Source organism: Vreelandella lionensis (genome assembly GCF_002087295.1).
GTDB classification, from domain to species: domain Bacteria; phylum Pseudomonadota; class Gammaproteobacteria; order Pseudomonadales; family Halomonadaceae; genus Vreelandella; species Vreelandella lionensis.
This window is the reverse complement of record NZ_MWVI01000021.1, coordinates 1-9,275: the sequence shown is the minus strand read 5'-3', so window position 1 is coordinate 9,275 and position 9,275 is coordinate 1. Positions and strand designations below refer to the sequence as shown.

Genomic DNA, 9,275 nt, shown 5'->3' with positions numbered 1-9,275 from the left:
GCACCCTGGTTTTTCGGGGGGATTACCGGTAGAGAATGCTGCGGTTCGTCTACGGGAAGAGGGGCATGTATTTAGCGGCGAAGCTTTTATCACCCCCCGCGACACACACCGCCTCAGTGAGAATTTAGCCACTGCGCATGCTATGTTAAATCATTACGATTGGAGAATTTACGAAGTGGTGGTTAGCGTAACCGATGCCCCCGCAGCCCACCCCGCATAAGAATGCACAATGATAGGTCACCCATGGATAGGCGTGCTCGGCATACTGCTCATCGCGCTAGCAAACTACGACGCGGTAAAAACCACGCTATCGGCCTCCCACTCAGGCCCTGTCACCAACCGCTTAATTAGCCAAGTATGGGCGCTACTGCTCGCAATACACCAACGCAAACAGTGCCATAGGCTACTGTCCGGCGTGGGGCCTTGGTTAACGGTAGGGTTAATCGTTGTCTGGCTAATACTCGCCCTAACCGGCTGGTGGCTGCTGTTTTGTAGCACCACAGATGCCGTCGTGAACGCAACGACCAAGGTGCCAGCCAACCTCATTGAGCGCCTGTATTATACCGGCTACACACTAACCACACTGGGTTACGGCGACTATGTACCAGGAAGTGACTCTTGGCGTATGGCACCTACCCTGGCAGCCGCGAATGGCTTTTTTCTGTTCACGCTCACTATTACGTATATGCTGAGCATTGTTTCCAATGTCACTGAAAAACGCCATGTGGCGCTATCCATCCATGCGCTTGGGGAGAGCCCTTACCACATTCTTCATGCAACCCACGGCAATGGAAGATACACCGGGCTAGGTCAACAACTGCAACCTCTACAGCAGTCGATCAGTAAGTTAGGCCAGCAACATCTTGCTTACCCCATCCTGCACTACTATCACGACCCCAGTAGCCAAAAGTCTCTGCCTCTAGCGCTGGCTCGGCTTTACCAAGCCCTGGTGATTGCCCGAGCTGCCTGCCCAGATATGGATAATGTCACCAAACAGCAGCTCACCACGGGCATCACAACACTGGAAAACTTTATCGCCACGTTGGGCAACGCGTTTATTACCCCATTTACTACCATGCCCGATACTCCATCACTTGAAGCGTATAGCAGGCTGCCAGGTATTACGGCTAGCCCACATGATCTTCATCACTATCTGGATGTTGACCAGCAGCGAGTGCTTGCCGCCTATATCCATAAAGATGGCTGGCAGTGGCAATCCGTTTGGCAAACGGATTCGTAATCCTGTAGTTAGTCGCTATGGATGGGTGGGTGGCACTCACACACCATGCAGCGATCACGACCACTATTTTTAGCTTTATAGAGGGCTTCGTCGGCCAAGTTAAGCAGCTGGTGAGTATCCTTTGTGTGGTCAGGATACGTGGCGACACCACAGGAGAGTGTAATAAACCCTAACGATTTCTGGTGATAAGTGAGAGGCTTTACACGCAGTTCCGCCATTAGGGACTGGGCTCTCGCTTCAGCATTTACCGTTTCCGTTTCAGGCAACAGCGCCACAAACTCTTCACCGCCTAGGCGGCAAACAGTATCGCTGCCCCGAAAGTGCTGCCTTAATAGAGCTGCCACCTCAACTAATACCGCATCACCTACGTCATGCCCGTAGCAGTCATTAACCTTCTTGAAGTGAACAATATCAATCATCAATAGAGAAAGCGGGTGCCCTGTGCGCTGCGCACGGCTCACCTCTTGGTTAAGCAGCGTGTCAAAGTGGCGGCGATTATGCAGCCCGGTCAGGGCATCCTGAATAGATAACCCCTTTAGCTGCTCTACCAAGCAATCTAACTGAGCGGTCCGGGCGGCAACCTGCGCTTCCAGGGTTTGGTTTGCCGATGGCAACTGCCGCTGTGTATGACGGTAATGCCATAAAGAGATGGCAACGATCGCCAACGAAAACCCTAATATGGCATAGCTCAACGGAATATCTCGCTGAGCTATCAACCCATGGGCCACCAGCATGTCAGCGAGAATCAGCGGAGCAAACAACAAAAAGCTAAGCACCAACAATCGCTGCTCTAACTGTAAACGGCGCACGTGAAACAGTGCTAATAACAGCATGCAAGGCAGCGTTATCAACAACAGCGCATCGAAGATGGGGAACGTCAGCGCGAGGTTAATAGACTCCAAATGGACCAAGCCGATAGCGGTAACCATGTAGGCCAGATGAAGCTGCCAAAGACGTGCTATCCATTTTTTGGGAGCACCCTCCAACCAATGGCTAAGTAGTAGACCCATCGCAATAGGCAGTGTGAAGTAGCTTGTCGCCCTTACCATATCCCACGCTAACGGAGCATCAGCAACTAGTTGGCGTACGGGCGTTTCTGCAAGAAGCATCAAACCAGACGCAAAGGCAAACAGCGCTATCGCCCCAAACCCTCGGCGCTCCGGGCCAATGAGCGTGAAAATAGCCGCCAACGCTGCCAGTAGCAGACTAAAAGCACCAATCGCCAAGTCTTGTACCGACCCTTGAAGCATTTTCTGAAAAGCGTCAACGCGATCAATGACCTCTACGTCACCCCACAAACCGATGCTGGTATAGTCAGAATAAATACGTAGCGATAGCTGTTTACCGGCAAACCCAGCAGGTAACGCAACCAAGTGCCAAGGCCACCCGATAAACCGAGGGTGATCAACATTGCCATGCTCATAAATCAGCGTGTTATCTAGATAAATCTGCCCGATCAAATTAATGCTGGTGATATGCAGCACGGGGTCATGCCAGCTTCCTTCTGGCAAGACTGTTCTCAGCCATACTGTGTGCTGGCCTTCTCGCCCAGGCGGATTAGAGGGAGATTCAATGGCATGCCACCCGCTCTCCTCTCTCAACCATACCGGCTCCCCCTGCTGGTCCAAGGGAGAATCGCCCCAACGGTACTCCCAACCTATTATCGGGCTCGGCGGATCGTTTGCCTGGCCACTACTCGGGGCAGCCAGCCCTATCAGACAGGCAGCAAGCCAGCCGAACCGGTAACGCAAAACGCTGTTGAAGATCCCCATAGATAGTTTCTCGGCCTGCTAGCGGCTAGATTGCCCTTACGTTTTGGCCTAACGCCCGGCATATCCACCCTTGAGCCATGGGGAGATGATCAACAGGCCATAAGCCCTACCGCTTCCATTGTTAATGACAATTAAGTTATACGCTGGATGACACGCGAGTGGCACGACTTTGTTAAGCGCTAGTCATTATCCAATCGCTCAGATCGATACAGCTGCCACTCGTTTTCTACCCGCCCATCAGGAAGGCGGCAGTAGCGCCCTGTGCCCAGGCTATTTTTGCGCGTCACCCTCTCCCCACCCAAGCTTTCGCAATAATTGGCAGCGGCAGTCTGCATGCTTGGTGCCGCATGATGACGGTCACCTGGGTTACTCACACAACCCGCCAGCGCTAGCAACACCATAAACATCCCATACATCACTGCGCCCCCCCTTGCTTCTCCAGCCATACCCAAACGGATTAGGTATCGCGCCAAGTGCACCTTAGGTAAATCACTCCCCATCATAGTCAACTTAGCGAATGCCGGTAGCTAGCCACGGTAAAAATAGTACTAAGTTCATGCAGCAATCATCGATACGTATTGCCAGACGATTAGGAATCTGATATTCGACGCGTAAGAAACACTGTATGACTCGTACTTCCGCCACACTGAAGAGCATTAGCGCTATGGCGGTGATGAGAATGCTCAAATACTCTCCACGCTTGGCGATACACAAGCGCAGCTCATTCGATGGTTACCTAATGAAAACGGCCCTGATTGCAGAGAATGATGTCGTACGGCAGAGCGTGTTTGCAGGCACTACGCTCTTTAACGATGGCATCGATGCGCGCTTTGACCGCATGACACGGCTGGCTCAGCAAACCTTTAATGCCCCCTTTGCATTGGTTTCTCTTATCGATCATGAACGGCTGCTGCTTAAATCCCGCCAGGGGTTAGACATACAAGAAATAGCGCTGGAGCACTCGTTCTGCAGAGTCGCTATTCTCGACAGCGTCCCCTTAATTGTGGAAGACACCCTAAACGACGAGCGCTTTTCCGCTATTCCCCTTGTTAAAAAGGCTCCACATATACGCTTTTATGCAGGGGCCCCATTGCACACCGCCTCGGGCCAACGCGTGGGCGCGCTATGCCTAATGGATAGCCAACCCAGGAGCTTTACCGACGCGCAAATGGCCATGCTGTGTGATATGGCCGGGATGGTGGAAGAACTCATCCAAACCGATATTGGCAACCGCGAGTCGCAAACAGAGCTAGCCACCGCGCTAAGGAAGAGCGAACGCCGTGCCCGGCTGGTCATTGAGGGCACCCGAGTTGGGACATGGCAGTGGAACGTACAAACTGGCGAAACCGTGTTTAATGAGCGCTGGGCAAGCATCGTGGGTTACACCCTGGAAGAGTTATCACCTACCTCCATCGAGACGTGGTTAAGCCTGGCCCACCCAGATGACCTAGCCACTTCCGAAGCATTGTTAAAAGCACACTTTGCCGGTGAAACGGAAAGCTACGACTGTAAAGCCAGGATGCGCCACAAATTAGGCCACTGGGTGTGGGTACACGACAGAGGACAAGTCTTCGACCGAACGCCAGAAGGCGAACCGCTGCTTATGTACGGCACCCATGCCGACATTACCGACGAAGTGGCCGCCCAACAGGCCCTGCAAGCTAGCCGAGACGAGCTTGCCTCGCTCTTAAGCAATATGCCGGGAGTGACCTACCGCTGCCTGCCCGATGAAAAGTGGACGATGCTCTACATCAGCGGCAAAATTGACCGCATTAGCGGCTACCCCGCCGGTGACTTGCTTGGCAATACACGTATTAGCTACGCCGACCTGATTCACCCTGATGATGCCCCCTTCATTGATGAAGCGATAGCCAAGGCGAAGCGCTTAAATGAAAGCTGGCATTTGGAGTATCGAATTTGCCACCGAGACGGCACTTGGCGCTGGGTAGAAGAACGGGGCAACTGGGTAGCGGGTGATACAAAGCACCCCAAAATCATGGAAGGCTTTATCGTCGATATCACACGCGAGCATGAAGCCCGAACCCAGCTCCGTAGCCACCACGACGCGCTCCTGTTACTTAACGATATCGCCTTCAACCCTTTTGAAACGCTAGACGCCAAGATTCAGCACGCCCTTCTTAAAGCAAAACAGTACCTGGGATTAGACCTGGCCATTCTTAGCCAAATTGAAGGGGACGTTTATACCGTGCGCTGGGTCGATGCAGAGGTAGACGCAGGCATACACGCCGGGCAACGCTTCACCCTCGGCCACACTTGGTGCCAGCTGCTATTCAGCGGCGAACGCAAAGAGCTCTTTATTGCTAATGTACCCAAAAGCGAATTTTATTCTCACCCCTGCTATCAAGCCATTCCGCTGGGGGCTTATGTCGGTATTGTGATTGAAGCGGAAGGCCCAGTATTCGGCACACTGAACTTTTCCGCAGCGCATACTCGGTCAGCCGCGTTTGATGAAAGCGAAACCTTGTTCCTAAGGCTGCTGGCCCGCTGGCTATCCGATACGCTTGCCAATAGCTTAAGCAATGAGCGAATTACCAAGCTGATGGCACAGCTACCAGGCATTATCTACCAATACCGCCTATTTCCCGACGGCAGAGCCATATTCCCTTTTAGTTCGCCCCAAATACAGGATTTATACGGGTTAACATCCCAGCAGGCTGCCAGTGATGCAACCCCATTATTCAAGCTAATCCATCCTGATGACTTGGAACACGTCGCCGCGACTATTGCCCACTCAGCCAACACACTGGAAGATTGGCATGCCGTTTATCGGGTAAGCACTAACGATGGCACCTACCGCTGGATTGCCGGACAATCAAGGCCTGAGAAGCTCACCGACGGCAGCACTCTCTGGCACGGCTATTTGCATGATATTCATGATCAAGAACTAGCCCGCCAAGCACTAAAGCGCAACGAAAGCCGCCTCCGTGGCCTGTTTGAATTTGCGCCCATTGGTATTGCGCTAAATGACCTAGAGACCGGGCAGTTTATCGACTTAAACGATGCCCTTACACGCCCCTCTGGCTACAGTCGCGAAGAGTTTGTAAAGCTCAGCAATTGGGATCTCACACCCAAGGAGTACCAAGCAGAAGAAGAGAAAGCACTCGCTCGCCTACGCACTAATGGGAAATATGGCCCCTTTGAGAAGGAGTACATTCGTAAAAATGGGAGCCGCTACCCGGTGCGCCTACAGGGCATGTTAAGCCAAGACCCCGACGGCCGCTGGGTGATATGGTCGCTGATTGAAGACATTACCGAGCGCCGCCGATTGGATAAAATGAAAAACCAATTCATTGCTACCGTTAGCCACGAACTACGCACACCGCTAGCCTCCATCAACGGCTCTCTCGGCCTACTGGCAGGCGGTGCCGTGGGAGAACTCCCCGCCCCGGTGACAGCACTGCTGGATACCGCTCAGCGCAATGCGCAACGTCTGGCGTTATTGATCAACGACTTGCTAGATATGGAAAAACTGGTAGCGGGCAAAATGCCAATGAACCCGGAGGAGCAAGCACTCACTCCCCTGGTAAATGAGGCCATCGAGTCACTCGCAGGCTACGGTGAGCAGCATAAAGTAGCCATCCACACCTCTGGCCATTGGCCGAAGGTTCAAGTCTTGGTCGATGGCCCCCGGCTGATTCAAGCCCTCACCAACTTAATGTCGAATGCGAGTAAGTTCACCCCTCAAGGCGATGCTGTTGATGTATCGGTCACTTTCAACGGCGATAAAGCGACGATCATCGTGCGCGACCATGGCCCTGGCGTAGACCCTGCGTTTAAAAGCCAACTGTTCCAGCGCTTTTCTCAAGCCGACAGCAGCGATACACGCAAGCTTCCTGGTACCGGGCTTGGGTTAGCCATTACCCGGGAAATTCCCATCAGCTCGGTGGCGAAGTGCACTACCGAGATGCCACAGGCGGTGGCAGCGAATTTTTTATTGAGCTACCAGGGCGAGAGGCATAGCACGCCCGCCACTTCTTCTAGAATGGCCTAAAAGGCTATTGTTTAGCAGTAAAAAACACCCTTCTAAGGCTCAATGTAAACGCCCTACTTTATTGGTAGGGCGCTGCAAAATCAGTACGTCACGATGCATCCAGGCCCGGCCTACCCCCACTCAAGCTGGCAATATTCCGCGCTTGTAAGATATCTCTTACAAACATGTCAGAGATGTCTTACATAATTTTATCGGTATATAGGCTAAGGTGTGAATACGCCAAAGCATGCCGCGTACAGGAAGTGCGACAAGTTATCTCAAGGACGATGCCAAGGAAGAAGTTAGGCGGAAGGAACAAGGACACGCGGCAAGCCATGGATGGCTTCTTTACTCCCTCTTATGTTCGATAGCGCTGCTTCACCCCGCACCTTTGCAGTATCCAACGACTGTTGAAACCACCCACCTCGGCTTATACCACCAGCAGTACCACTGCCACAAAGCCCTCACCGCTTACTTGATGACGACAACAATGGTAGCTAGTCTGTGAGTAGGATTTGTACAAACGTAAGCGTAAGCAGCAAACTTCCGTATAAATTCTAGCCATAGACGGCGCACCAATACCTGTACGGCCAGCGCCGTCCTCAATTCATAAGGAGAGTGAAGCGATGTCTAGCCCAGAGCATAAGCAAAAAATCTGGAAGATGATTAAGGATATCAAAGTAGGTATGTTGGTAACGTTAGACCACGATATGCCCCGAGCTAGGCCCATGCACCTAGTGCAGGACGAATACGACGGCACGCTCTGGTTCTTTCCCCGCCGCAGCGCTGAAAAAGTACTGGAAACCCAAAGCGACCACGACGTGTGCCTCAGCTTTTCCGACCAAGAAGAAGGCACGTATGATTCCCTTTCGGGCAAAGCCAACGTGATCGACAACCGGGAGCTGATCGAAAAATACTGGAACCCCTTTGTGGCTGCCTGGTTCCCTGAAGGCAAAGACGACCCCGATGTCGCCCTGCTGGAAGTGAAAGTAGAAATGGGCGAACACTGGAAAGCCAAAGAGAGCAAAACGTTCCAGCTTTACGAGATTGCCAAAGCCAATCTCAAAAAAGACGCTACGCCCAACTTGGGCGAAAACGAGAAATTCGGTGGATAAGCCACTCACAAAGCGCCCGCTGGTTCGGGCGCTTTTTTCTATCGTGCTCACAGCGATGGTTTGGGTAGCCAGCCCTTTTGCCTGGGCAAAAATCGACACGGCCGCCACTTCCACCGCCTGCGCCCCTACCGAACAGCAGCAAAAGATGCTGGCACGCGTTAACGAGGCCCAGAAACCAAGCCCGCCAATGCGGCGAGCAATCTTTCAACGCCGCCAGCCCCCTCACCTGGAGCTGCCCGCTCACCGCCGCCGCGCAAGCCCACGCAGACGACATGGCCGCTAACGACTACTTCAGCCACACCGGCCAAGACGGCAGCGGCGTAGGCGAACGCGCCACCCAACAAGGCTACCACTGGCGCACCGTCGGCGAAAACATCGCCGCTGGCCATACCAACGCCGAAGCGGCTATTGAAAGCTGGATTAAAAGCCCTGGCCACTGCCGTAATTTAATGAACGATGATTTCACGGAGATGGGCATGGCCCACGCTGAAAATGCCGACGCGCGGTTTACTCATTATTGGGTGCAGACGCTGGGGGCGCCGCGGTAATATAACAGACACGAAGATAGAGGTTTTTGGCTCACCTGGCAGGAGTTTAAAAAACACATTAAGCAATTGAATTATATGGCCTTAACATGAAATATAAAAAACCAATATACCACACCGTATACCAGCCCCCTCCATCTGCAACCCGCTAACGGCTTATCGTTGGATAACACCACTCGCGATTCAGTTTGCGGCACAGATGGACTTCTTACGGCCGAGCCGTGTGAAAACGTTTGGAGCGTCTCACGCCGGTCAAAAATCAATCAATATTGGTGCTCTCTCGCAAATTCTGAGGTAGTTGCATGGCAAGATTGCTCCAGATTTAACGTACAATCTTCTCCTTCAGGACAGCCAGAGTGTTTTCACACAGGCTCTCCGCCAGAAACGGACTTTAAGGCGACACTGATATAACGCAAAGCTAAGTGGCTAACAAACGTACCACAAGCTAAATTGACCGCCGTAAACACTAAATTCAAATGAACGCAAAATGCCGAATGTTTGTTAGTCCATCTTGAGTGACTTATTATACCTACTGTTCAACGTAATCTTCTTCTATTTCACGTGCGAGATTTTCAAAGCTTTTATCCTGAATCCGTGAGACCGGCCCCCGGA

The 9,275-nt window shown here is 52.5% G+C and carries 6 protein-coding genes and 1 pseudogene; 5 read left to right on the top strand and 2 right to left on the bottom strand.

The genetic code is table 11. The features are described from left to right. Both B4967_RS18200 and B4967_RS02945 read left to right on the top strand, forming a co-directional pair. Nucleotides 1-220 (top strand): annotated as a pseudogene (locus tag B4967_RS18200) (hypothetical protein); the annotation flags it as partial. 9 nt (nucleotides 221-229) lie between these two features. Continuing rightward, nucleotides 230-1,240 carry a potassium channel family protein gene (locus B4967_RS02945; RefSeq protein WP_083023450.1) on the top strand — a complete coding sequence of 337 codons (1,011 nt, stop codon included), beginning with the start codon at nucleotides 230-232 and terminating at the stop codon, nucleotides 1,238-1,240. Nucleotides 1,241-1,248: 8 nt separating this feature from the next. On the opposite strand, the gene B4967_RS02940 is transcribed toward B4967_RS02945, so the two are convergent. Together B4967_RS02940 and B4967_RS02935 are read right to left on the bottom strand one after the other, a co-directional pair. Next, entirely contained in the window at nucleotides 1,249-3,012 is a 1,764-nt protein-coding gene (locus B4967_RS02940) for a sensor domain-containing diguanylate cyclase (RefSeq protein WP_083023448.1), read from the bottom strand. A 179-nt stretch (nucleotides 3,013-3,191) separates the two neighbouring features. Then, complete coding sequence (locus tag B4967_RS02935) at nucleotides 3,192-3,485, bottom strand: putative hemolysin (RefSeq protein ID WP_243470301.1); 294 nt, start codon at nucleotides 3,483-3,485, stop codon at nucleotides 3,192-3,194. A 266-nt stretch (nucleotides 3,486-3,751) separates the two neighbouring features. On the opposite strand from B4967_RS02935, the gene B4967_RS02930 reads away from it, so the two are divergent. From B4967_RS02930 to B4967_RS02920, 3 genes are all read left to right on the top strand, one after another. Then, nucleotides 3,752-7,024 carry a PAS domain-containing protein gene (locus tag B4967_RS02930; RefSeq protein WP_243470300.1) on the top strand — a complete coding sequence of 1,091 codons (3,273 nt, stop codon included), beginning with the start codon at nucleotides 3,752-3,754 and terminating at the stop codon, nucleotides 7,022-7,024. A 605-nt stretch (nucleotides 7,025-7,629) separates the two neighbouring features. Next, nucleotides 7,630-8,118, top strand: a complete 489-nt coding sequence (locus B4967_RS02925; protein ID WP_083023445.1) for a pyridoxamine 5'-phosphate oxidase family protein — start codon at nucleotides 7,630-7,632, stop codon at nucleotides 8,116-8,118. A 77-nt stretch (nucleotides 8,119-8,195) separates the two neighbouring features. Beyond that, nucleotides 8,196-8,666 (top strand): CAP domain-containing protein, encoded by a 471-nt coding sequence (locus tag B4967_RS02920; RefSeq protein ID WP_243470299.1) that lies wholly within the window; start codon nucleotides 8,196-8,198, stop codon nucleotides 8,664-8,666. Nucleotides 8,667-9,275: the final 609 nt, after the last annotated feature.